This is a genomic window from Serratia sp. CY40230, from assembly GCF_052168835.1.
GTDB lineage: Bacteria > Pseudomonadota > Gammaproteobacteria > Enterobacterales > Enterobacteriaceae > Serratia > Serratia nematodiphila.
Genome location: NZ_JBJNLX010000001.1, coordinates 545,616 through 567,358, shown reverse-complemented (window position 1 = coordinate 567,358; position 21,743 = coordinate 545,616). Strand labels below are relative to the sequence as shown.

23 protein-coding genes and 2 pseudogenes are annotated in these 21,743 nt (G+C 58.0%); 9 read left to right on the top strand and 16 right to left on the bottom strand.

What is annotated here, in order from left to right:
• Positions 1-19: 19 nt before the first annotated feature.
• The 6 genes from ACJ8IJ_RS02665 to fliF are packed head-to-tail and all read right to left on the bottom strand — an operon-like array spanning position 20 to position 6,463.
• Complete coding sequence (locus ACJ8IJ_RS02665; protein ID WP_049188404.1) at positions 20-1,252, bottom strand: flagellar hook-length control protein FliK; 1,233 nt, start codon at positions 1,250-1,252, stop codon at positions 20-22.
• The gene (fliJ, locus tag ACJ8IJ_RS02660; RefSeq protein WP_004934783.1) at positions 1,249-1,695 is read right to left on the bottom strand and encodes a flagellar export protein FliJ; all 447 of its coding nucleotides are present in this window, start codon (positions 1,693-1,695) and stop codon (positions 1,249-1,251) included. Before fliJ ends, ACJ8IJ_RS02665 begins: the two co-directional genes overlap by 4 nt.
• A 20-nt stretch (positions 1,696-1,715) precedes the next feature.
• A complete protein-coding gene (gene fliI, locus ACJ8IJ_RS02655; RefSeq protein WP_004934781.1) occupies positions 1,716-3,077 on the bottom strand; it encodes a flagellar protein export ATPase FliI in 1,362 nt (453 codons plus the stop codon).
• Complete coding sequence (gene fliH, locus ACJ8IJ_RS02650; RefSeq protein ID WP_044031017.1) at positions 3,077-3,781, bottom strand: flagellar assembly protein FliH; 705 nt, start codon at positions 3,779-3,781, stop codon at positions 3,077-3,079. The genes fliI and fliH overlap by 1 nt, the downstream gene beginning before the upstream one ends.
• Complete coding sequence (gene fliG, locus ACJ8IJ_RS02645) at positions 3,774-4,766, bottom strand: flagellar motor switch protein FliG (RefSeq protein ID WP_004934775.1); 993 nt, start codon at positions 4,764-4,766, stop codon at positions 3,774-3,776. Before fliG ends, fliH begins: the two co-directional genes overlap by 8 nt.
• Positions 4,763-6,463 (bottom strand): flagellar basal-body MS-ring/collar protein FliF, encoded by a 1,701-nt coding sequence (gene fliF / locus ACJ8IJ_RS02640; protein WP_049188406.1) that lies wholly within the window; start codon positions 6,461-6,463, stop codon positions 4,763-4,765. Before fliF ends, fliG begins: the two co-directional genes overlap by 4 nt.
• A 315-nt stretch (positions 6,464-6,778) precedes the next feature.
• Here fliF and fliE point away from each other — a divergent pair, with 315 nt between their 5' ends.
• Positions 6,779-7,093 (top strand): flagellar hook-basal body complex protein FliE, encoded by a 315-nt coding sequence (gene fliE, locus ACJ8IJ_RS02635; RefSeq protein WP_004934773.1) that lies wholly within the window; start codon positions 6,779-6,781, stop codon positions 7,091-7,093.
• Between the two features lie 35 nt (positions 7,094-7,128).
• Here fliE and ACJ8IJ_RS02630 read toward each other — a convergent pair.
• The 5 genes and pseudogenes from ACJ8IJ_RS02630 to ACJ8IJ_RS02610 all read right to left on the bottom strand — a co-directional run.
• A pseudogene (locus ACJ8IJ_RS02630) lies at positions 7,129-7,334 on the bottom strand (integrase); the annotation flags it as partial.
• Between the two features lie 142 nt (positions 7,335-7,476).
• Positions 7,477-8,313, bottom strand: coding sequence for a DUF3037 domain-containing protein (locus ACJ8IJ_RS02625; RefSeq protein WP_274864340.1), 837 nt, complete (start codon positions 8,311-8,313; stop codon positions 7,477-7,479).
• Positions 8,310-9,050 (bottom strand): HipA family kinase, encoded by a 741-nt coding sequence (locus tag ACJ8IJ_RS02620; protein WP_442518240.1) that lies wholly within the window; start codon positions 9,048-9,050, stop codon positions 8,310-8,312. Before ACJ8IJ_RS02620 ends, ACJ8IJ_RS02625 begins: the two co-directional genes overlap by 4 nt.
• Positions 9,050-9,133 (bottom strand): annotated as a pseudogene (locus ACJ8IJ_RS02615) (Arc family DNA-binding protein); the annotation flags it as partial. The gene ACJ8IJ_RS02620 and the pseudogene ACJ8IJ_RS02615, both read right to left, overlap by 1 nt.
• A 408-nt stretch (positions 9,134-9,541) precedes the next feature.
• Complete coding sequence (locus ACJ8IJ_RS02610; protein WP_021504082.1) at positions 9,542-10,141, bottom strand: FMN-dependent NADH-azoreductase; 600 nt, start codon at positions 10,139-10,141, stop codon at positions 9,542-9,544.
• Between the two features lie 128 nt (positions 10,142-10,269).
• Here ACJ8IJ_RS02610 and ACJ8IJ_RS02605 point away from each other — a divergent pair, with 128 nt between their 5' ends.
• Positions 10,270-11,199 (top strand): LysR substrate-binding domain-containing protein, encoded by a 930-nt coding sequence (locus ACJ8IJ_RS02605; protein WP_440484286.1) that lies wholly within the window; start codon positions 10,270-10,272, stop codon positions 11,197-11,199.
• A gap of 465 nt (positions 11,200-11,664) precedes the next feature.
• Here ACJ8IJ_RS02605 and ACJ8IJ_RS02600 read toward each other — a convergent pair whose 3' ends face one another.
• The 4 genes from ACJ8IJ_RS02600 to fliD all read right to left on the bottom strand — a co-directional run bounded on the left by ACJ8IJ_RS02600 (position 11,665) and on the right by fliD (position 15,039).
• Positions 11,665-12,525, bottom strand: coding sequence for a helix-turn-helix transcriptional regulator (locus tag ACJ8IJ_RS02600; RefSeq protein ID WP_015378238.1), 861 nt, complete (start codon positions 12,523-12,525; stop codon positions 11,665-11,667).
• A gap of 308 nt (positions 12,526-12,833) precedes the next feature.
• The gene (gene fliT / locus ACJ8IJ_RS02595; protein WP_004934765.1) at positions 12,834-13,202 is read right to left on the bottom strand and encodes a flagella biosynthesis regulatory protein FliT; all 369 of its coding nucleotides are present in this window, start codon (positions 13,200-13,202) and stop codon (positions 12,834-12,836) included.
• Complete coding sequence (gene fliS / locus ACJ8IJ_RS02590; protein ID WP_004934758.1) at positions 13,202-13,612, bottom strand: flagellar export chaperone FliS; 411 nt, start codon at positions 13,610-13,612, stop codon at positions 13,202-13,204. The genes fliT and fliS overlap by 1 nt, the downstream gene beginning before the upstream one ends.
• Positions 13,613-13,638: 26 nt before the next feature.
• Positions 13,639-15,039 (bottom strand): flagellar filament capping protein FliD, encoded by a 1,401-nt coding sequence (gene fliD, locus ACJ8IJ_RS02585; RefSeq protein ID WP_033645722.1) that lies wholly within the window; start codon positions 15,037-15,039, stop codon positions 13,639-13,641.
• Between the two features lie 281 nt (positions 15,040-15,320).
• Here fliD and ACJ8IJ_RS02580 point away from each other — a divergent pair, with 281 nt between their 5' ends.
• The 7 genes from ACJ8IJ_RS02580 to tcyN all read left to right on the top strand — a co-directional run bounded on the left by ACJ8IJ_RS02580 (position 15,321) and on the right by tcyN (position 21,293).
• The gene (locus ACJ8IJ_RS02580; RefSeq protein WP_004934753.1) at positions 15,321-16,373 is read left to right on the top strand and encodes a flagellin FliC; all 1,053 of its coding nucleotides are present in this window, start codon (positions 15,321-15,323) and stop codon (positions 16,371-16,373) included.
• Between the two features lie 182 nt (positions 16,374-16,555).
• Entirely contained in the window at positions 16,556-17,278 is a 723-nt protein-coding gene (locus ACJ8IJ_RS02575; protein WP_004934752.1) for an RNA polymerase sigma factor FliA, read from the top strand.
• A gap of 54 nt (positions 17,279-17,332) precedes the next feature.
• The gene (gene fliZ / locus ACJ8IJ_RS02570; protein ID WP_004934751.1) at positions 17,333-17,842 is read left to right on the top strand and encodes a flagella biosynthesis regulatory protein FliZ; all 510 of its coding nucleotides are present in this window, start codon (positions 17,333-17,335) and stop codon (positions 17,840-17,842) included.
• Positions 17,843-17,966: 124 nt separating this feature from the next.
• A complete protein-coding gene (locus ACJ8IJ_RS02565) occupies positions 17,967-18,959 on the top strand; it encodes a D-cysteine desulfhydrase (RefSeq protein ID WP_004934750.1) in 993 nt (330 codons plus the stop codon).
• A gap of 115 nt (positions 18,960-19,074) precedes the next feature.
• The gene (gene tcyJ, locus ACJ8IJ_RS02560) at positions 19,075-19,875 is read left to right on the top strand and encodes a cystine ABC transporter substrate-binding protein (protein ID WP_004934749.1); all 801 of its coding nucleotides are present in this window, start codon (positions 19,075-19,077) and stop codon (positions 19,873-19,875) included.
• Positions 19,875-20,537, top strand: coding sequence for a cystine ABC transporter permease (tcyL, locus tag ACJ8IJ_RS02555; protein WP_015378233.1), 663 nt, complete (start codon positions 19,875-19,877; stop codon positions 20,535-20,537). The genes tcyJ and tcyL overlap by 1 nt, the downstream gene beginning before the upstream one ends.
• A 3-nt stretch (positions 20,538-20,540) precedes the next feature.
• Complete coding sequence (gene tcyN, locus ACJ8IJ_RS02550) at positions 20,541-21,293, top strand: L-cystine ABC transporter ATP-binding protein TcyN (protein WP_015378232.1); 753 nt, start codon at positions 20,541-20,543, stop codon at positions 21,291-21,293.
• A gap of 29 nt (positions 21,294-21,322) precedes the next feature.
• Here tcyN and ACJ8IJ_RS02545 read toward each other — a convergent pair whose 3' ends face one another.
• Positions 21,323-21,736 (bottom strand): type II toxin-antitoxin system HicB family antitoxin, encoded by a 414-nt coding sequence (locus ACJ8IJ_RS02545; protein ID WP_265260819.1) that lies wholly within the window; start codon positions 21,734-21,736, stop codon positions 21,323-21,325.
• Positions 21,737-21,743: the final 7 nt, after the last annotated feature.

Here is a 21,743-nt window from a genome sequence, read left to right as displayed (position 1 = left end):
CTTGGGCGTTTGCAGCGGCTCAGGCGAAAATATCGACGCCGTTGACCGCACTGGCCATGCGCTGCAGCGCAACCGGCGTACTGACGTTGTCGGCTGCCGCAGCCTCGCCGCCATGATGTTCAGCATAGCTGGAACGGCCCTGGCCGTTGGAAGCCTGCTGTTGCGCCTGCTGCTGCCATTGCGGTGTGGATTCGCCGCCCACGCTGCTCTGCCCCAGGTTGATACCGCTCTCCGCCAGCGCGTGCCGCAGCTGCGGCATCGCCGCTTCCACCGCCGCACGCACCTGGCCGTGCGCAGAGGCGATGTGCAGCTGCGCCTGCTGATCGTCCAGTTTCAGCGTGATCTGCAAGGCGCCCAGTTCCTGCGGGTGCAGGCGCAGCTCGGCGCTCTGCTGGCCGTTGCGGTGGAACATCAGCACCTGTTGGTTCAACGCCTGCTGCCACTCCGGGCTGCCCAGCTGCGCGTTGAGCTGCGGCGTAGGCGGCGCCGTCACCAGCGCGCTGGCCGGGGCGGCCGTTTGCGTCGGGCTGGCGGCGGCCAGGGCGACAGCGTGATTGAGCGTCGGTTGCTGCTGCGCATCGCTCGCCGGCAGCGGCTGTGCGGCGTTTGCGCGTTCACCGCTGGTCGGCTGCGGGAGCGCCGCGGCAGCGTTGTCGCCATCGGTAGCCGGCGTTTTCGCGCCCGTCACCGCCGAGGCGGGGGCCGCCGACGAGTGCGCGGCGGTGTTATCACCGGCCGCCGCGATGTTCAGCAGGCCGTTGCCGGGCTGCAGCGTAGTCGTCTCGTCAGCGTTTTCCATCGGCAGCGACTGTTGGCCTTCGGCCGGTTGCGCCTGAGCGACGATCGCGGCCGGCAGCATGGCGTACAGCGCCTGCAGCGTCGCGGCATCCAGCTCTTTGGCGGCGACGATCGGCGGCTGCGCCGGTTTATCGCCGGCGGCGGTCGCATCGCCTTCAACGGCTTCTGAAGAAGGCGCGTCGGCTGAGGCTGACAGGTTCGGCAACAGGCCGCCGCGCTCGCCGAAGGTGGCCAGCAGCTGATTGAGCTGGTTGCGGCTCAGGGCCGGGGCGCGTTCATCGTCCGCGCTCAGCGTGGCCGGCTGAGGTTTGCCATCGGCGGCGGGCGCGAAACGCGCGCCGAGCAGCTGGGCAAAAGCGGACGACAGCTGGCTTTCGTCCAGCGCCGAGGTCAGTTCGGTCAGACCGCCGGCGTCGCCGGGTAAGGCCAGGCCGGACAGGGCGTTCAGATTCATGGGTTGATATTCCTTTGTGCGCTGCGTTGAGCGAATTCATCCATCAATTTTTGATCCCGTTTGTTCTCCTGCTGCTGCTCCGCGTTCATTGCGCGGGTATGCAGGGTTTCGAAAGCGTTCAGCCGCTGTTGTTTGTCTTGCCATTGCTTCACCGCGTGATCCACTTTCTGCCCCCACTGCAGCAGCTGCTGGCGGTGCTGGTCGATGGCCTGCTCCAGCGTGCCGATAAACTGCTGGTAGTTTTGCCAGCGTGAGCTGTCCATGCCGTCGCAGAGCGTATGATTCAGCTTCTGGCGGTATTCGTCCTGATAGTTGAGCAGCATCGACAGCTGTTGCTCCGCCGCCTGCTGCGCCTGCCGCACCTGGCCCAGCTGTTGCGCGGCTTGTTCCACCGCATCCTGCGCCAGATCGCGCAGGGTAATCAGGGGTGACTGTGATTTCATCGCTCTGCGCCTCTGTGACGTTAAACAATCAACTGCTGCAGCTGTTGACAGGCTTCATCATAGCCGCTGCGTTCGAAGATACCCTGCTGCAGGTAGGCTTCCATCTGCGGATACAGCGTCATCGCTTTGTCCAGCAATGGATCGCTGCCCGCCGCGTAGGCGCCGACGCTGATCAGATCGCGGTTGCGTTGATAGCTGGCCAGCATCTGTTTGAAGGTGCGAACCCGGCGATAATGCTCTTCGTCGATCAGCGACGTCATGGCGCGGCTGATTGACGCTTCGATGTCGATAGCCGGGTAGTGGCCGGCCTCTGCCAGCCGCCGCGACAGCACCACGTGGCCATCGAGGATGGCGCGCGCCGAGTCAGCTATCGGGTCTTGCTGATCGTCCCCCTCGGTCAACACGGTGTAGAAGGCGGTGATGGAACCGCCGCCGCTGATGCCGTTGCCTGCGCGTTCCACCAGCGCAGGCAGCTTGGCGAAGACCGAAGGCGGATAGCCTTTGGTCGCCGGCGGCTCGCCGATGGCCAGGGCGATCTCACGCTGCGCCATGGCGTAGCGGGTAAGGGAGTCCATGATCAGCAACACATGCTGCCCGCGATCGCGGAAATCTTCGGCGATGCGGGTGGCGTAAGCCGCCCCCTGCATGCGCAGCAGCGGCGACACGTCCGCCGGCGCGGCGATCACTACCGAGCGCGCGCGGCCTTCGGCACCGAGAATGTTCTCGATAAAGTCTTTGACCTCGCGGCCGCGCTCGCCGATCAGACCAACGACGATCACATCCGCCTGGGTATAACGGGCCATCATGCCGAGCAGCACGCTCTTACCGACGCCGGAGCCGGCGAACAGGCCCATGCGCTGGCCGCGCCCGACGGTCAGCAGGCCGTTGATGGTGCGCACCCCCACGTCCAGCACCTGCTCAATTGGCGTGCGCTGCAAGGGGTTGAACGGCGCGGTGATCAGCGGCGCGCGGTAACCGGTTTCCGGGGAGGGCAGGCCGTCGAGCGGTTTGGCGCTGCCGTCGAGCACGCGCCCCAGCAGCGCCGGGCCGAGCGGCAGCTGTTTGCCGGCGCTTTGGCCTTCCGGCGCGATGCGGGCGTAAACCCGCGCGCCCGGCACGATGCCTTCCACTTCTTCCAGCGGCATCAGGAACAGCCGCTGGCCGTTGAAGCCGACCACTTCGCTTTCCACTTCCTGCACTTCACCGGCGTCGTGCCGTTCGATGAGGCAGGTCGCGCCGAGCGGCAGCTGCAGGCCGGTGGCCTCCAGCACCAGCCCGGTAGCGCGGGTCAGGCGACCGTAGCGGCGCACCGTCGGCGCGCGGGCGATGCGCTTTTCCAGCGTATCCAGAGAGCTCAGCCAGCGGCCGAGACGCGCTGTCATCAGACTTCTCCCGGTGCCGCCAGGCGGCACAGTTCATGCCAGCGCGTCGCCAGGCTGGCGTCGAGATCGCCTTCCTCGGCGCTGACCTTGCAGCCGCCCGGATGCAGTTCGCCGTCCGCCAGCAGGCGCCAGCCGTGCAGGCTGAGGGTAACCCCCAACTGCTGCTCGACGCGGGGGTAGTCGTCCGGGTGCACCCGCAGCTGCGGCTTGCCGTTGAACATCGGCTCCTGTTGAATCAGCTGTTGGATCTGCGCGAGCAGGGCGGTGCCGTCGCACACCGGCGGCTGGCCCAGCACCTGTTTGGCGGCGGTCAGCGCCAGCTGCATCAACCGTGACGCGATCACGCTGTCGAGCGCGTCCAGCGTGTGCTGGAATTCGGTGACCAGCTGCTGCCAGTGGGCGGTCAGCGGCTGTTGCTGCTGCTGCGCTTCCAGCAGCCCCTGCTGGCGGCCTTCCTCCAGACCGGACTGAAAACCGGCCTCGTACCCTTTTTGCTGGCCGTCGGCATAGCCCAGTTGCTGGCCCTGTTGCTCCGCCTGCAGGCGCAGCGTCGCCAGCTGCTGCTGCAATTCGGCCTGCGCGTCCGGCGACGGATCGTCAAGTTCGAGATCCGGCAATGGCGGCAGGTCGAGAACCGGTTTCTGTTCGCCCAAATCGTTGAGCGACCAGGGCTGCCAGGGCAGGGTGTTAATGCGATCAGACATAGGTGTCCTCGCCGCCGCCGATGATCATTTCGCCGGTTTCCGCCAGGCGTCTTACCACCAGCAGGATGGCTTTCTGCTCGTTCTCCACCTGCGACATGCGCACCGGCCCACGGTTGGCCAGGTCGTCGCGCAGGATGTCGGCGGCACGTTGCGACATGTTCTTGAGGAACTTCTCGCGCAGCGGCTGTTCGGCGCCTTTCAACGCGATCAGCAGCGACTCGCCTTCCACTTCCTGCAGCAGGCGTTGGATGCTGCGATCGTCGACTTCCACCAGGTTTTCGAACAGGAACATCTCGTCGATGATCTTCTGCGCCAGCTCGCCGTCGTATTCGCGCATCGCGTCGATGACCGCTTCTTCCTGCTGGGTTTTCATCAGGTTGATGATCTCGGCAGCGGTGCGCACCCCGCCCATTTTGCTGCGCTTGAGGTTCTGACCGTCGAGCAGGTTGTTCAGCACTTCGGTCAGCTCCGCCAACGCCGCCGGCTGCACGCCGCCGAAGGTGGCGATACGCAGCATCACGTCGTTGCGCAGGCGTTCGTCGAACAGGGCCAGGATGTCCGCCGCCTGGCCGCGTTTGAGGTGCACCAGAATGGTGGCGATGATCTGCGGGTGTTCGTCGCGGATCAGATCGGCGGCGCTCTGCGGCTCCATAAAGTTGAGCGTTTCCATGCCGGTGGTGGTCTCGCGCGATTCGAGAATGTCTTCCAGCAGGCTGGCGGCGCGCTCTTCGCCCAGCGCCTTGACCAGCACCGAGCGCAGGTAGTCGCTGGCGTTGACGCTCAGCGCCGCGTATTGCTCGGCGTCGTCTTCAAACTCGGTCAGTATCTCGCCGAGCTGTTTGTGTGAAACCTGGCTCATGCCGGCCATGGTGCCGCTCAGCAGCTGTACTTCGCGCGAGGAGAGGTGTTTGAACACCTCCGCCGCGCGATCTTCACCCAGCGTCATCAGCAAGATGGCGCTTTTGTCGGTTCCGGTCAGGCTCATATCTCGTTACTCATCCATTGGCGGATTACCAGAGCGACCACGCGCGGGTCTTTGTCAGCCAGATCGCGGATCCGCTGGCTCTGGACTTCTGCGCTGACGCGCTGCTGCGATTTGCGACGCTGCGCCAGCTCCTCGTTGCTCGGTTTGTTGCTGTCGACCGCTTTGGCGGCAGGGGCGTTGGCGGCGGCGAGGGCGGCCTGTTGCGCGGCCTGGCGCTGTTGCAGCTGCGGCCGCACCAGTTTGCGCCACAGCAGCCAGGCCACCAGCAGCACCAGCAGGTAGCGGCCCGCGTCGATCAGGCGATCGATAAACGACTGGCTTTGCCAGAACGGCAGTTCACCGCCGGTCACCTGGCTGTCGGTAAACGGTGTGTTGACCACGTTCAGGGTATCGCCGCGGCTGCTGGAGTAGCCCATCGCTTCGCGCACCAGCGCTTCGATCTGCGCCAGCTGTTCTTTGCTCATCGGCTGCGGTTTGCCGTCTTTGTCTACGCCGAGGTAGTTGACCACCACGGCGACCGACAGACGCTGCACGGTGCCGGCTTTTTGCTGGGTATGGCGAATGGTGCGGTCGAGCTCGTAGTTGGTGGTCGCGTCGCGTCGGGTATTTTGCGGCACGCCGCTGGCCGCCGCGCTGCGGGTGGCCGCGGCGTTTTGCGCGGTGGCGTTGGCGTTGTTGCCTGCCGCGGTGGCCGGCTTGGCGGTTTCAATCGGCGCGGTGGCCGGCGCGCTCGGTTGGTTGGACAGCGCGCCCGGCACGCCACCCACCTGCGGCCCACCGATCTGCTCGCTCAGGCTGGTTTGCTGGGAGCGGATAGCGGCTTTGTCCGGCTGCTGGTTCGGCTGGTACTGTTCATCGGTTTGTTCGCGCGTGGCGAAATCGATCTGCGCCGTGACCTGCGCACGCACGTTGGCGCTGCCGACCACCGGGGCGAGGATCGCTTCGATGCGGCGCTGGAAGCCGTTTTCCACTTCGTTGGCGTATTTCAGCTGCGAGGCGTTGAGATCGCGCCCGGTGCCGTCGGACTGAGTCAGCAGGCGGCCGGCCTGATCGACCACGGTCACGTTGCCCGGCGGCAGGCCGGCGACGCTGCTCGACACCATATAAACGATGGCGTTGATCTGGCCGTCGTCCAGCGCACGGCCGGGTTGCAGGGTGAGCGTTACCGAGGCGGAAGGGGATTTCTGTTCGCGCACGAACAGCGAGGGTTTAGGCAGCGCCAGGTGAACGCGGGCGTTTTGCACCGGCCCCAGCGATTCGATGGTGCGCGACAGCTCGCCCTCGAGGGCGCGCTGATAGTTAATCTGCTCGCTGAACTGGCTGATGCCGAATTTTTCCTGATCCAGCAGTTCGAAGCCGACGGCGCCGCCTTTCGGCAGCCCTTGCTGCGCCAGACGCAGACGGGTTTCATGCACCTTTTCCGCCGGGATCAGCAGCGCCGCGCCATTCTCGGCAAAGCGGTAAGGGATATTCATCTGCGTCAGCTGGGTGACGATGGCGCCGCCGTCGCGGTCGTTCAGATTGCTGTACAGCACGCGGTAGTCGGGGCTTTTCACCCACAACAGCAGCGCGACGACGATCGCGATCGCGGCGGAAGCGGCGACCAGCAACGGAATTTTCGGGTTGGCGCGCAGACGGTTCCAGATGGCCTGCAGGCCGTTGTCGCGGCTTTCGCCGGCGGTTATCGAAGCACTCATTTTAGGTCTCGTCCTTCAATGGCGCTCACGATCCCGTACGGGCCGCTGAGCAGCTCCCTGCCAGGCTGATGAACGGTATGGTTAGCGTTGTGTGACAAAACAGACTCCCTGATACACATATCTTCTAAATAGCGGCGCTCCCATTTCTGGGCAGGCCATTATTCGCCTTATCAGACAATTCCGATTGCCCGATAAGCCGGGTTTTTTGCAGTTAATTAACCGCTTTAGGTCCGAAAACGCTGTGCTAGGGTGTGCATCATTGGAGAAGTGCAGGGTGAAAACGTCACCCGGCGAGACGAGATGATTGAGGACCAGATGGCGATTCAGGGCATTGAAGGGGTACTGCAGCAGATGCAGACCATGGCGGTTCAGGCCGGCAAGATGGGGCAGAATGCGGCGCCGCAGGGCGTCAGCTTCGCCAGCGAACTGACCGCGGCGCTCGGCAAGATCAGCGAGACCCAGCAAACGGCGCGCAAACAGGCGCAGGATTTCGAGCTGGGCGCGCCAGGCATCAGCCTGAACGATGTGATGGTCGATCTGCAGAAATCGTCGGTCTCTTTGCAACTGGGCGTGCAGGTGCGCAACAAACTGGTGGCGGCCTACCAGGACATCATGAATATGCCGGTGTGATTGGTTAATTTCTTTGATTTAAAAGGGAAATGTCACTAGTTAATAGCGGCGTGGGGCACTGATGGGGCAAACTCCGTTAATTTCTGGTTCAACAGGTTGATCTGGTCATGGTTGTTTTCTGCCATCCATGATCCATAAACTTGGTAAACCATCTGGGTAGAAACGTGTTCCCTCTGTTGAGCAAGAAAGTGGGAGCCGGTGCTGGCAGACAGGGGCTAGAATGCCGCGATTGGTAAGCCTTTCAATGCCAGAACCCTTCTCGAAGTAAGGTATCATCCCAGCGCTACCCCATAGAGCCCTCGGAATAATAGTTACTTTTCTGACGTTATTACCAACTCATTGTGCGTGCAGGGCAAGGTTGGCCCACAACGGTGAGCCAGTGCTTAGTTAAAGCTGTGAAGAATTCGCTTAGCGAAGTTTATAGTGTCTGCTTTATCAGATGCATCAATGTGGTTGATGCCTTTCAGATCCATAGCTCTCTTGATATTGTCGAGAGCCTTCTTCTGTCTTGCCGTAACGCACATTGGCTCGTCTAGGGTAAATAGGACATCATCAGCAGAGAGCAAGCCCTCTTCTGAAGCTCTGGTTATACGCATGATCCACGCATCACCATGCTCCATCATCTTACCCGGCTCATCTTGTGTGAATGCTAACGGTTTGATTGCGCACTTAACTTGCCCTTCAACTTTTGCAACGAGAGGCATAGTAAACTTCGATAGATTTCCTTTGATAGATGTGGGTTTGAAAGCATTGCGCAGTTCGCTTACTCGATCAAAAGCGCATTTTAATTCTTTGGCCAACACATCTTCTCGGCGTTCTTCCGTGTAAGTTGAGTGGTTGACATACTTGTCATAGATTCTGACCAACTCTGTGGCAGGATCTTGACTAAGGACTACGCGAGTTTGGCTAAAGTGGAAAATTGACTCCTTTCTTGCGGTGAGATTTCTGAAGAAGTTAGCGAAATCTTTATCACCAAAATGCGTAAATTGATTTAATTTATATTTAGCAATCTTGAGTTCGGTACCGATTGCCGTCTTGGCGATGGGGAAGATTTTGTCGTCATGAAAGAAACATTTGACTCTCGCATCATTGCGCTTAGTGATTTTGAAGTCAAAGAAGCCTGCTTTTGGAGCGCATAAGACCACACCGACGTTGGCAAACTCTTCAGTCTCCGCATAAGGGGCATATCTCACAATGCTGTAAAGACACGGTGTGGTCATTCTAAGGTGCTCCAAAACTCATCTGTTTCAGTCCGGTCTAACGTGTTGTCTATGACCGGGGAAAATGCGTCATCAATCCACTCATCAGGAATGTCATCCAAGAAGTGTGGCATCCTACTAAGAGTTTCAAGAACCCTCTCTCGCAACTCAACTCTGTCGACCATGTCTATACGCCAGTTTCTGCTGTTAGGAGCATAAACATGGACAGAAAAATCAGCCTCTGAAGCATTCTGATCAAAGGATAGGTTATGGTCAATTAGATAATATTTACTATTGCCAAAATCATACAAAATGTTGACATTGCCACCTTTTTCAGTGAGTGTTCTGTCAGCATTTAATACAGTTTTATCAATTACATAGATTAATTTTTGCTCATCTACAGGGATAACTGATTCATCTCTTGACTGGCTAAAGGTTAGAGATGCAGCTCCTTCTATGTAAAGTGATGCAAACGCCGGTCCAGGCGATATTTGCTGTTCGAGATCCGGAACGTATTCAATGACTTCCTCGGGAATGTTCACTATCTTGAAGTCGGGTATAGGGAGTCCGATGTCTTCAACAATGCACCCAGAGACGAACTCAGCCAATAGGTTCCTTGGTGGCATTGATGGTCTGGATTTAACAACATAGAGCCGATCATCGTTACACCGGCACAAGAATGGCTGCGTCGATCCTTCATTTATTCTGCGGATTATTTCTACAACGCATGGAATGTCATCTTCAGCATTATCAACCATCACTTTTCCTTGCAATATAGGTCGTTAAGTATATCGAAAACAACGCGCCGGAATTTTTCTGCCTGCATATTAGCCATTTTTTCCGCATCGCATCTACATCAGATACTGATGCTGGTTGTGACAATCTACCTTGAACGATAGTAAGAAGCTTGGAGTTCGTTAATATTCCATTTACTGCAGGTGCTTCTCCCTTACTTTCTGGGGGGATGCGGGAATTGACGTGTGCGTTGTCTCTGGCTATTGAAAGCAATCTTCAACCAAGTGTTGTTATCATAGATTGTGTTTCCAGAGGCTACAATGGGCCCGCTGTGAATCCATTGTGTGAAAAATATGCTATAAGGAACAAAAAAAAACCAGCTATCGAAATAGCTGGCTGAAGGTGCGATAAAACATTTATGTCATGTAGGAGCGTCGACAGCCGCTCGAGGTGGCGTCAACGCGATTATCATATTTGTTATGTTATAACAAATCAATGCTGCCGTACGTTTGCTTCAGCCCGCCAATTCCGCGATCCGCTGGTGGGCGTTCGCCAGCCCCTGATCGCGGCCGTGCGGTTTCATGTCCAGCCCTTCGGCATAGATAAATTGCACGTCGCCGATCCCCATCAGCCCCAGCACCGAACGCAGGTAGGGCGTTACGGCATCGGTCGGATGCCCGGCGTGCATGCCGCCGCGTGAACTGAATACCAGCGCATTGACGCCTTCCACCAACCCCACCGGGTAGGTGGCGGTATAGTTGAAGGTCATCCGGGCGCGAGCCACCAGATCGAACCAGTTTTTCAACTGGGTCGGGACGTTGAGGTTGTACATCGGCGCGCCGAGCAGCAGCAGATCGCTCTCTTTCAGTTCGGCAATCAGCTGGTTGGAGAGCGCCACCGCCGCTTTGGCGCGTGGGCTGATGTTTTCCGCGCCGCGCAACGCACCGAACAGCTCGCCGTCCAATACCGGCAGATCCAACGCCGTCAGATCGTGTTCGACGATCCGATCTTCGTGTCCTTTCGCCTTACGCGCCGCCAGATAGCGGTCAATCAGGTTATTGGTCTGCGAGTCATTTCCCATAATGCTGGATTTGAGTACCAGTATTTTTTTCATGCTGTTGTCCTCTGACGGTCATCTGTGGTTTTCACCGGGGATTCGGAATGACTGCAGGTTATCATTGCTTGAGGTTCACCAGTGGTGATAGGTTTTCACTAAATTGATTCCATATTGGCAACATTAAGATGAAAAGCGATCTGAGTGCGCTGCCGGCGTTTGTCGCCGTGGCGGAAGGCGGCAGTTTCGCCGCCGCCGCAGAGAAACTGCATCTGACGCGCTCTGCGGTCAGCAAAATCGTGTCGCGTCTCGAGGCTCGGCTTGGCGTGATGTTGTTTATGCGCACCACGCGCAGCCTGAGCCTGACGGATGAAGGGGCGCTGTACTATGAGCACTGCCGGCAGGCGTTGGCAAACATTCAGGCGGCGGAAAACCAGCTCGACAGCGGCAAGATGCAGGTCAGCGGCCGGCTCAGAGTCTCGGTGCCGGTGCTGTTTGGCCATTTGTGCATTGCGCCCGTGTTGACGGCGCTGGCGAATGAGCATCCCTTACTGACGCTGGAGATTTCATTCAGCGACCGCAGGATCGATCTCGTCGACGAGGGGTTCGATCTGGCGGTGCGCATTGGCGAACTGGCGGACAGCGGCAGCCTGGTTGCCCGGCGCTTGGGCGAACACGGCATGCTGCTGTGCGCCTCGCCCGGTTATCTGCAGCGCTGCGGTGAACCGAGAACGGTAGAGGCGTTAAGCCGACATCAGGCGGTGGGGTATCTGCACGCCGGCGCCGTGCTGCCCTGGCAGCTTCGCGGCGAAAACGGCGAGCTGCGGTCGTTCAGGCCACCGGCCAAGATGATGATGGATGACATGCAGGGGATCGTCGATGCGGTGTCCGCCGGCGCCGGTATTGCCTGGCTGCCGGAGTGGCTGGTGCGCGAGCGCTTGATGGCGGGGACGTTGGTGGAGATCATGCGCGGTGAGTCCAGCCTCAGTTTCCCGGTGAACGTCGTGTGGCCCTATATGCCTTACCAGCCGCTCAAGGTGCGGCTGGCGGTAGACAAGCTGGTGGCGGAGCTGCCGGGAAAATTGGCGCTTGCGGCACCGTGGGTATCGCATCGCTAATGGCCGGTGCCACAACCGACTAATGTACCGAATAGAGGGCAGAAAATGGTGCTGTCAGGTTTATTGAATGCGCAGGTGACCGTTTATTATGACGTGATTAGTAGGGTTATTATTCGAGGCCGGTCAATGAGCACGAAAAGCGAATCCAGATGGCGTCTGATCAGTATTTTAATGTTGGCGCTGCTGGCGGTATTAATTGGCGTTCTGGTTAAACTGGACTGAAGTCTGACCAGACGATAAAAAACTGGCCGTTTTATTGTGCGGCCAGTAAACGCATCATCTCTTCTTCATTCAGTAAGGCTAACAGCCACAACCCCAACAAAATTATTGCCAGAGAAAATAATCGCTTTTCATTACGCATCATTTAATTCGCTGTTCGGCGGATGGGCGTTGCTTAGCGTATCTCCGTGGTGTTACAACCGTTAGGGACTTGTGTTAAATAAAGCCATTTTGTTGCGCGTCTATTTATGTTTCTCCGGCGACCATCGCCTCAACGCCCTGAGAACCGGGTTCCATAATCCTTTGATGGCCGCGAATGGCGGTAGGCGCGAAACCGAAGCGTTTGCGAAAACGTTCGGCGAAACGCGATGCGCTTTCATAACCCACATGTTGCGCGATGGCGGAGATCGGCCAGTCGGTCGACTGCAGCAGGGCCAGCGCGCTACTCATGCGCACGTCGATCATCAGATTGCGCAATGCCGTATTTTCCATCGACAGTTTGCGGCGCAACATCACTTCACTCATCGACAGGCTTTCCGCGACTTTGGCCGCCGTCCAAATGCTGTGCGGGTCGGTCGCCAGGCAGCGGCGCACGCGTTGCGTCAGATCCTTGGCTTCGTTGTGAATAAAGCGAATGCCGAATTGGGCCAGCCACAGCAGAATTTCCAGCATTTTATGCCGCACGATGATGGTGGGAAAGCGTTGCCGCAGCGTCAGCGCCAGACCGGTGGTTTCAAAACTGTGCTTGAGGGCGCAGGGCAGGTTGCGCAGCGCCAGGACGGCCTCGAACGGCATCGGCGCCGGCGTTTCCTCCGCCGGAGGTTGGACGGTGAGCAACAGGGGATCGCAGGTCAGCAACTGACAGCTGAATACGCCGTCTTCGGACGGGCCGTTAATAATGTCCACCGTTTGCCCGCCGTCGATAATCAACAGCTCGCCGGGATGAGCGACCACTTCGTGTTGTTGCCAGCGTACGCGCTTATGGCCTTGTTGTATCAGATACAGATGTGGTTGCTCAAAATAGACTGAAGGGAATAATAATTCAGTATGCTGAATGATGTGCGCTGAGGCGCCAATTCCAGGACAGAGATTAATTGTACGTTCCATCGATATTCATTTCGCAGCCATTATCTGAGAATATCTTTACGCTTTGATCAGCGTTGGAGCAACATTTTTCCATGGGCCGTGAAACACAGCGGCGTGTTTTATCTATCAAAAATCAATTTCCTGCTGAACAGAAAACGTCCGTGTCGGGATGATGTTTATCCATTAAAGTGAGAGCCAGGCTCGAAGCGCGCATTTTACCAATTACCCATAAACTGAATAATTCAAATGCCATAGATTAATATCCTAACGTAACCCGAGGGTAATAGCGCATAGTGCTATTTAATCCATTTTCGTCAGTATTGTCGATCTTATCGGACCTGTGGTTCCCCCAGCAACAGCGCACGATCATGAAACTGGCCGTAGGTATTGTTGACCACGTTCTGGCGCGTGGACTGTTCGATCAGCATCTTCAGCTCATCCATTCGCTGCTGTAACAGACGCTTGAGCTCGGTTTCGTTGTCGAGGATCTGTTGCAACTTATTGCGCAACATCTCCTGCAGCGCCATGGACGGGCCGGCTTGCCCGGTAAAGGCGGCGGTTTTTTCCACCGCCGTCACGTAAGCGAATTCGAGCTCGACGAGCTCCTCCCAGCGCCCGGTTTGCGCCAGCGCGATCATCTGGCTGCTCAGGCTATAAATTTGTTGATAAGCGGCTAACAGCTGCTGTTGACGTTCCATTACACGGCGTCCTGCGAAGGTTGGTAGTTAGGGCCGATCTGGCGCCAGGCGTCGGCGATGTTTTCCAGCAGTTTAACCACTTCGGCGATCGCCGCTTCGTCGTTGTGCAGGTTGGCCTGCATCAGTCGACGCTTCATGTAGTCGTACAATGCCGCCAGATTTTCGGCGATCTCGCCGCCCTGCTGAGGATCGAGGCCACTTTTCAGGCCGTTGTCGATGATATTGATGGCTTTGGACAGCGCCATACCTTTGCCGGCGATATCGCCCTGGTTCATCAGGATGCGTGCGCGAAGCAGGGCGCTGAGCGCCCCGTCGAACAACATCACGATTAACTGGTGCGGGCTGGCGCTCATGGCGCCGCTTTCCAGACTGACCTGTGCATAGGCCTGAGTGCCGCTACGGTTATACATGCTGTTTTCTTTACCTTGTTAAAGGGTTACTTGAACTGTTGAGCCAAATAGTTACTGGTGCCGTTCATTTTCGACATCATGGTATCCAGCTGAACGAACTGTTGTTTATAACGATCGATGGTGTTCTGAATGCTGGCGGTGACCGTCGTGATCTGGCTGTTCAGGCGATCGAGGTTGGTGTTGATGCTTTTGGTCGAGTTCTCGATGATGCCGCCGGATTTGATGTAGTTCTGGATCTCGTTGTGGATCTCGGTGGCCATGCCGGTGTCTTTGCCGTTACCGACGAAGAAGTTGCTGACTTGATCCGGCTTCTCATCCATCGCTTTCTTCAGCTTGGCGCTGTCGATTTCCAGCTTGCCGGTTTTGGTGTTGGTGGAAATGCCGAGGTTGCCCAGGCCTTTTAACTCCGGGTTGTCCTGGGCTGCGCTCAGCGCGCTTTTGATCGACGACTGAATGCCGCGCAGGGTGTTGTCGCCCAGCAGCGGGCCGTTGGTTGGGTTTGGCGCTTCGCCGGTTTTCACCGGGGTGAACTTGGACAACGCGTTGAAGGTGTCCAGCAGCGAGTTATAGCTGTCGACCCACTCTTTGATCTTGTCGGTGGTGCCGGCGGTGTTGGTGCTGATCACCAGGTGCTGCGGTTCATCGGTTTTGGTTTTGGTTTTCAGATCGATGGTGACGCCTTGCAGGGCATCGCTGATCGAGTTGGTGCTGCGCTTGATAGCGGTGCCGTTCACCGTCAGCTCAGCATCCTGCGGCGCGACCGTCTGCTTCATGGCGGTGCCGGTGCCGCGGGTGGCGTTGTAGTTCAGGATATCGCCCAGTTGGTCGTCGTTATCGACCTGCAGAGAAATCTTGTTGTTTTCGCCGGTGGTGGAAGAGCTGACCGCCAACTGATAGTCGTTGTCGCCGACGCGCATGATGCTGGCGGTGACGCCGGCTTTGGCGCCGTTGATGGCGTCGCGCAGCTCAACCAGCGAGGTTTGATCGTCGCTCAGTGGGATCTTGGTGGCTTTCGGCGGGTTGCCGGCGGTGATGGTCAGGGAACGGTCTGTCACGCCTTCAGCGCCCAACTTAGCGCCCTGGTCGCTGACTTTCGCCTGCGTGGTCAGGGTTTGCGCCTGCGCCAGTTTGTTCACTTCCACCACGTAGTTGCCCGGCACCGCCTTGGCGTTGGTGGTGATCTTGAAGGCGTCGTGTTCGGTGGCGGTGGTGGCCTTGAAGAAATCTTCTTTCGCCATCTCTTTGCTGAGATTGTCGAATTTTTCCAGCGCGCCTTTCAACGTGCCGTAACCGGTCAGCTGGGCGTTGTAGCTGGATTGCTTGGTGGTGTAAGGGGTCAGACGCTGTTGTTCCGCTTTGGTCAGCTTATCCAGCAAGCCATTGAGGTCGAGTCCTGAGCCGAGACCTAATGAACTGATCGTTGCCATGAGTAATTCTCCTTGATTATGACTTTATTCGCTTTACGCGTTATCGGCCCAGTGGTGAAAAAGTTTACCGAAAAAAACAAAAAAACGATGGCGCAATAGAGGAGGGAAAAAGCGCGTTATTTCCGCCATTGCAACGGGCGCAAAAAATTTTAAAAAATTGCTAAAGGTTGTTAGGGGAGGGCCGATACCTGAGGGGACGGTGGTTGACGCCGTGGGCAAACAAGCCCGAACCTTTTAACCGTGTTGCGAAGAACGCAACTGACTCGTAAGGAAAGCAAACAATGGCACAAGTAATCAACACTAACAGCCTGTCTCTGATGGCGCAGAACAACCTGAACAAATCTCAGTCTTCTCTGGGCACTGCGATTGAGCGTCTGTCTTCCGGTCTGCGTATCAACAGCGCGAAAGACGATGCTGCGGGTCAGGCGATCTCCAACCGTTTCACCGCTAACATCAAAGGCCTGACTCAGGCTTCCCGTAACGCCAACGACGGTATCTCTCTGGCGCAGACCACTGAAGGCGCACTGAACGAAGTTAACGACAACCTGCAGAACATCCGTCGTCTGACCGTACAGGCGCAGAACGGTTCTAACTCCACCAGCGACCTGAAATCCATCCAGGACGAAATCACTCAGCGTCTGTCTGAAATCAACCGTATCTCCGAGCAGACTGACTTCAACGGCGTGAAAGTGCTGAGCAGCGATCAGAAACTGACCATCCAGGTTGGCGCTAACGACGGTGAAACCATCGATATCGACCTGAAAAAAATCGACGCTAAGCAACTGGGCCTGGACACCTTCAACGTGACCGACAAAGGTCCATCTGTTGGCGCCGCTGTTGCTGACGGTACCATGGTGAAGGGTGCCTCTAAAGATGTAGCTTATGATGCTGCTGCATCTGGTCTGGATGCTTCTAAAGGCGAAGTACTGGTCTCCGGTAAAGATAAAGACGGTAAAGCAGTAAACTACGTACAGACTACCGCTGCTGACGGCACCAAAACTTACAAAGCCGCTACTATTGCTGATGACGGCAAAGTAACTGCCGGCGCCGCTGTTACCATCAAAAACCCACTGGATACCCTGGACAAAGCGCTGGCACAGGTTGACGGTCTGCGTTCTTCCCTGGGTGCGGTACAGAACCGTTTCGATTCTGTTATCAACAACCTGAACAGCACCGTGAACAACCTGGCTGCTTCTCAGTCTCGTATCCAGGATGCTGACTACGCGACCGAAGTGTCCAACATGAGCCGTGCCAACATCCTGCAACAGGCTGGCACCTCTGTTCTGGCACAGGCTAACCAGTCTACTCAGAACGTCCTGTCCCTGCTGCGTTAATCGTCTCTCCCGATTAACTGTCGCAAAGAAACCCCGCTTCGGCGGGGTTTTTTTATGCTCGCGCACCGCGCGGTTATTACATGGCGCAAATAAAGCCCGTTTTGTGCGACTGTTCAGCCGATTGGCATTCTGCCCCCTACGCATAATAGCGCTGACTCTCTTATCCGCAGGTTTAAGACATAGTGAGCGATCTGTATACCGCCGAAGGCGTGATGGACAAAAATTCTCTCTGGTTGCGCTACGTGCCGTTAGTGCGCCACGAGGCGTTGCGCCTGCAGGTCAGGCTGCCCGCCAGCGTGGAGCTTGACGACCTGTTGCAGGCCGGGGGAATCGGGCTATTAAACGCCGTTGAGCGTTATGACGCCCTACAGGGAACCGCCTTTACCACCTATGCGGTGCAGCGCATTCGCGGCGCGATGCTCGACGAGTTGCGCAGCCGCGACTGGGTGCCGCGCAGCGTGCGGCGCCACGCGCGCGAGGTCGCGCAGGTGATGCGGCAACTGGAACAGCGTTACGGCCGTCCGGCGAGCGAGACGGAAGTGGCGCAGACGCTGAACATCTCGCTGGATGAGTACCGTCAAATTCTGTTGGACACCAATAACAGCCAGCTTTTCTCCTACGACGAATGGCGCGAGGAGCATGGCGAGAACGCGGAACCGATGCTGGAAGGGCATGAAGAGGCCAACCCGCTGCATCACCTGTTGGAAGGCAGCCTGCGCCAGCGGGTGATCGACGCCATCGAGGCGTTGCCGGAGCGCGAAAAAATGGTGCTGACGCTGTATTACCAGGAAGAGTTGAATCTCAAAGAGATCGGCGCCGTGCTGGACGTGGGGGAATCCCGCGTCAGCCAACTGCACAGTCAGGCGATCAAACGGCTGCGCGCGCGGCTGGCGAACGATACCTGACGGCGGAGCGCCGCCCCCAACTCGATGACTCATGCGACAATCGGACTGCCCCTTATGCCAGGAATACTGTTGAAGAAACGGCCGCTTAGCCGTTACCTGAAAGATTACAAGCACAGCCAGACCCATTGCTCCCAGTGCGGCAAACTGTTGGACCGCATGGCGCTGGTGTTTCGCGGCAAGATAATCAATAAAGAAGCCATCGCGCGCATGGATCAGCCGATCGACGATGCGGTCTGGCAAAACGTGCAGCACGAGCTGACCGCGCTGTGCCGCTTTTGCAGCGAGATTTCCTGCAACAGCCACCCGAGTTATTTCGACATTATGGCGTTCAAGCAGTATCTGTTCGAACAGACCGAGATGAGCCACAGCACCATTCGCGAGTACGTGGTGCGGCTGCGCCGGCTGGATGAAATGCTGGTGGCGCGGAATTACCCGGCGGACAAATTCGCCAACAGCGCCAGCCATCAGCGCATCATCGACGATCTGCCTACCGCGGCACACAACAACTACCGCATTGCGCTGCGCAAGTACGATCAGTATCTCGCCTGGCAGCGCAGCTACTGAGACTTTCCCCGGCCACTGGGCCGGGGTCTGCTGTTTCCCCCGTGATAAAGGATGATTATTCAGTTCACATCTGCTAAATCTATCGGTTATCAGATGTTGATATTCGATTCCCTGGGGGGAAGTAGTGAACCTGCAACAACAACTGGCGCAATTTCCGCGTCTGGATCTGGTTGGCGTCGCCACACCGCTGGAAAAACTGTCCCGTCTCTCCGATTACCTCGGCCGTGAAATTTACCTTAAACGTGACGATGTCACGCCTATGGCGATGGGCGGCAACAAGCTGAGAAAGCTTGAGTTTTTGGCCGCCGATGCGCTGCGGCAAGGCGCCGATACGCTGGTCACCGCCGGCGCCATTCAATCCAACCACGTGCGCCAGACGGCGGCGGTGGCGGCGAAACTGGGCCTGCACTGCGTCGCGTTGCTGGAAAACCCGATCGATACCCGCGCGGAAAACTACCTGACCAACGGCAACCGTCTGTTGCTCGGCCTGTTCAACGCCGAAGTGGTGATGTGCGAAGCGCTGCACGATCCGCAGCAGCAGCTGGCGGAACTGGCGACGCGCCTCGAGGCGCAGGGCTTCCGGCCTTACGTGGTGCCGGTGGGCGGCTCCAATGCGCTGGGCGCGCTGGGATACGTGCAGTGCGCATTGGAAATCGCCGAACAGAGCCAACGCAGCAACGTGGCGTTCAGTTCGGTGGTGGTGGCGTCCGGCAGCGCCGGTACCCACGCCGGGCTGGCGGTGGGGCTGCAGCAGCTGTTGCCGGAAACCGAGCTGATCGGCGTGACGGTTTCGCGCACCGTGATCGATCAGCTGCCGAAGGTTGAGCAGATCCAAAAGGCCCTGGCCTGTTCGCTGAATATCGACGAACTGGCGCCGATCGCGCTGTGGGACGATTACTTCGCGCCGCAGTACGGCATGCCGAATGAAGAAGGCATGGCGGCGGTGCAGCTGTTGGCGCAGCAAGAGGGCGTGTTGCTGGATCCGGTATACACCGGCAAGGCGATGGCCGGTTTGATCGACGGCATCGCCCAGCGGCGTTTCCGCGACGAAGGTCCCATCCTGTTCGTTCACACCGGCGGTGCGCCGGCGCTGTTCGCCTACCATCCGCAGGTGTAAACACCGCGTGTTATTCCATTTTGAACTATATTTATAAGGTTATATTCCTTTATGCGGGCGGTTGCACTGTTAAAGTGCTGATATCAAAAAAGATAAACAACATACAGGGGTGTTTATGATGTTTGCGAAAGTTCGTCGTCAATGGTTGTTGGGCGTGGTGGGTATTGCGTTGGCCGCCGGTGTGACGACGCAAACCTACGCCGCCGATAACCTGCTGCAGCAGGTGAAACAGCGCGGCACGCTGATCGTTGGGCTGGAAGGCACCTATCCGCCGTTCAGCTTCCAGGGGGAAGACGGCAAATTGACCGGTTTCGAAGTGGATTTCGCCAACGCGCTGGCGCAACATCTGGGCGTGAAAGCCAAGCTGAACCCGACCAAATGGGACGGCATGCTGGCTTCTCTGGATTCGAAGCGCATCGACGTGGTCATCAATCAGGTGACGCTCTCCGATGAGCGCAAGAAGAAATATGATTTCTCCACCCCTTACACCATTTCCGGTATTCAGGCGCTGGTGAAAAAGGGCAACGAAGGCACCATTACCAAGCCGGATGACCTGAAGGGCAAAAAGGTCGGCGTTGGCCTGGGCACCAACTATGAGCAATGGCTGCGCGAGAATGTGCAGGGCGTGGACGTGCGCACCTACGACGACGACCCGACCAAGTATCAGGATCTGCGCGTCGGCCGCATCAACGCCATTCTGGTGGATCGCCTGGCGGCGCTGGATCTGGTGAAGAAAACCGGCGATACGCTGGCGGTGGCCGGCCCGGCCTTCTCCCGCCAGGAGTCCGGCGTGGCGCTGCGCAAGAATAACCCAGAGCTGCTGGCCGCGATTGACCAGGCGATCGCCGAGATGCAAAAAGACGGCACGCTGGCGAAGATCTCCGAGAAATGGTTTGGCGCGGACGTAACTAAATAATGCACGAAAGTATTCAACTGGCGCTGGATTCAGCGCCATTTTTATTGAAGGGCGCCATACTGACGCTGCAGCTTAGCTTGGGCGGTATGGCGTTCGGCCTGTTGCTGGGGTTTCTGCTGGCGCTGATGCGCCTATCGCCGCTTTGGCCGCTGTCATGGCTGTCGCGCATTTACGTATCGCTGTTCCGCGGCACGCCGCTGATCGCCCAGCTGTTTATGATCTACTACGGTCTGCCGCAGTTCGGCATCGAATTCGATCCTTTCCCGGCGGCGCTGATTGGCCTGTCGCTCAATACCGCCGCCTACACCTCAGAAACGCTGCGCGCGGCGATTTCGTCGATCGACAAAGGGCAGTGGGAAGCCGCCGCCAGCATCGGCATGACCCGTTGGCAAACCCTGCGCCGGGTGATCCTGCCGCAGGCGGCGCGCACCGCCTTGCCGCCGCTGGGCAACAGTTTTATCGGCCTGGTGAAGGACACCTCGCTGGCCGCTACCATTCAGGTGCCGGAACTGTTCCGCCAGGCGCAGCTCATCACCTCGCGCACGCTGGAAGTGTTCACCATGTACCTGGCGGCATCGCTGATTTACTGGGTGATGGCGACCCTGCTTTCCGCACTGCAAAACCGTCTGGAAGCCCACGTTAATCGCCAGGATCAGGAGTAACGCATGAGTGCCATTGAAGTTAAGCAATTGACCAAGCAGTTCAAAGGTCAGACGGTGCTGCATGGGATCGATCTGGCGGTGGACGCCGGTGAAGTGGTGGCGATCATCGGCCCGAGCGGCTCAGGGAAAACCACCTTGTTGCGCTGCATCAACCTGCTGGAGGAGCCGGATTCCGGCACCATTCGCGTCGGCGATATCCTGATCGACGGCAGCAAGCCGTTGAGCAAACAGAAAAATCAGGTGCGCGCGCTGCGCCAGCAGGTCGGTTTCGTGTTCCAGAACTTCAACCTGTTTCCGCACCGTTCGGTGCTCGAAAACATCATTGAAGGGCCGGTTATCGTTAAAGGCGAGGCGAAAGCCAGCGCCGAACAGCGCGCTCGCGCGTTGCTGGCCAAGGTGGGGCTGAGCGGCAAAGAGGCGGCTTATCCGCGTCGGCTGTCCGGCGGGCAGCAGCAGCGGGTGGCGATCGCGCGCGCGCTGGCGATGCAGCCGGAGGTGATTTTGTTCGACGAGCCGACGTCGGCGCTCGATCCCGAGCTGGTGGGAGAAGTGCTCAATACCATGCGTTCACTGGCGGAAGAGAAACGCACCATGGTGATCGTCACCCATGAAATGAGCTTCGCTCGCGACGTGGCCGATCGGGTTATCTTTATGGATCACGGCCGCATCGTCGAACAGGGCCCGGCCAAAGCGCTGTTCGCCAATCCGCAGCATCAGCGCACCCAGCAATTCCTCGACAAGTTCCGGAATCAATAAGGCGTCGGGGGCGTTTCCCCCGACTGCATTCACTCCGCTTTCAACAATTCATTGCGCGCGGCGGCAGCGAGAAATCCGCTGCGGCTGCCGTATCCCGGATGTTGCCGAACCAGAGAGTCAATGCGACTTAACAGGCGATGGGGCAACGTGATGTTAATCCGTTCGGCTCGGCCGTCAAATTTATCCATATTGATAGCGACCAATAGCCATTGTCCTCCCTCGAAGGATCCCGCACCTTTGGCAAGATGGGCTGCGACGGCATGTGGGCGCGGTAGCGGTTGATTGTCTTCGCTCAACAACTCAAAGTGCGCATCCAGTGCGTTTTGGGCATCGGCAAAAGCGTCGTCCAGGCTGGTGCCGGCGAAGTAGCAGCCAGGGACGTCGGGAAAGAAACCGCTGGCGCTGCCGTTTGATTCTGTATGGATATAAGCGGGATAAAACATGGTCTCT

Excerpts from the sequence above, each read along its gene's own strand:
- ACJ8IJ_RS02665 (WP_049188404.1), bottom strand. The coding sequence starts at position 1,252 with ATGAATCTGAACGCCCTGTCCGGCCTGGCCTTACCCGGCGACGCCGGC.
- tcyL (WP_015378233.1), top strand. The coding sequence starts at position 19,875 with ATGCACGAAAGTATTCAACTGGCGCTGGATTCAGCGCCATTTTTATTG.
- ACJ8IJ_RS02620 (WP_442518240.1), bottom strand. The coding sequence starts at position 9,050 with ATGGTTGATAATGCTGAAGATGACATTCCATGCGTTGTAGAAATAATC.
- fliZ (WP_004934751.1), top strand. The coding sequence starts at position 17,333 with ATGCCAGGAATACTGTTGAAGAAACGGCCGCTTAGCCGTTACCTGAAA.
- fliF (WP_049188406.1), bottom strand. The coding sequence starts at position 6,463 with ATGAGTGCTTCGATAACCGCCGGCGAAAGCCGCGACAACGGCCTGCAG.
- fliJ (WP_004934783.1), bottom strand. The coding sequence starts at position 1,695 with ATGAAATCACAGTCACCCCTGATTACCCTGCGCGATCTGGCGCAGGAT.
- fliD (WP_033645722.1), bottom strand. The coding sequence starts at position 15,039 with ATGGCAACGATCAGTTCATTAGGTCTCGGCTCAGGACTCGACCTCAAT.
- ACJ8IJ_RS02600 (WP_015378238.1), bottom strand. The coding sequence starts at position 12,525 with ATGGAACGTACAATTAATCTCTGTCCTGGAATTGGCGCCTCAGCGCAC.
- ACJ8IJ_RS02625 (WP_274864340.1), bottom strand. The coding sequence starts at position 8,313 with ATGACCACACCGTGTCTTTACAGCATTGTGAGATATGCCCCTTATGCG.
- tcyN (WP_015378232.1), top strand. The coding sequence starts at position 20,541 with ATGAGTGCCATTGAAGTTAAGCAATTGACCAAGCAGTTCAAAGGTCAG.
- ACJ8IJ_RS02580 (WP_004934753.1), top strand. The coding sequence starts at position 15,321 with ATGGCACAAGTAATCAACACTAACAGCCTGTCTCTGATGGCGCAGAAC.
- ACJ8IJ_RS02610 (WP_021504082.1), bottom strand. The coding sequence starts at position 10,141 with ATGAAAAAAATACTGGTACTCAAATCCAGCATTATGGGAAATGACTCG.
- fliS (WP_004934758.1), bottom strand. The coding sequence starts at position 13,612 with ATGTATAACCGTAGCGGCACTCAGGCCTATGCACAGGTCAGTCTGGAA.
- fliT (WP_004934765.1), bottom strand. The coding sequence starts at position 13,202 with ATGGAACGTCAACAGCAGCTGTTAGCCGCTTATCAACAAATTTATAGC.
- ACJ8IJ_RS02605 (WP_440484286.1), top strand. The coding sequence starts at position 10,270 with ATGAAAAGCGATCTGAGTGCGCTGCCGGCGTTTGTCGCCGTGGCGGAA.
- ACJ8IJ_RS02545 (WP_265260819.1), bottom strand. The coding sequence starts at position 21,736 with ATGTTTTATCCCGCTTATATCCATACAGAATCAAACGGCAGCGCCAGC.
- fliH (WP_044031017.1), bottom strand. The coding sequence starts at position 3,781 with ATGTCTGATCGCATTAACACCCTGCCCTGGCAGCCCTGGTCGCTCAAC.
- fliE (WP_004934773.1), top strand. The coding sequence starts at position 6,779 with ATGGCGATTCAGGGCATTGAAGGGGTACTGCAGCAGATGCAGACCATG.
- fliI (WP_004934781.1), bottom strand. The coding sequence starts at position 3,077 with ATGACAGCGCGTCTCGGCCGCTGGCTGAGCTCTCTGGATACGCTGGAA.
- fliG (WP_004934775.1), bottom strand. The coding sequence starts at position 4,766 with ATGAGCCTGACCGGAACCGACAAAAGCGCCATCTTGCTGATGACGCTG.
- tcyJ (WP_004934749.1), top strand. The coding sequence starts at position 19,075 with ATGATGTTTGCGAAAGTTCGTCGTCAATGGTTGTTGGGCGTGGTGGGT.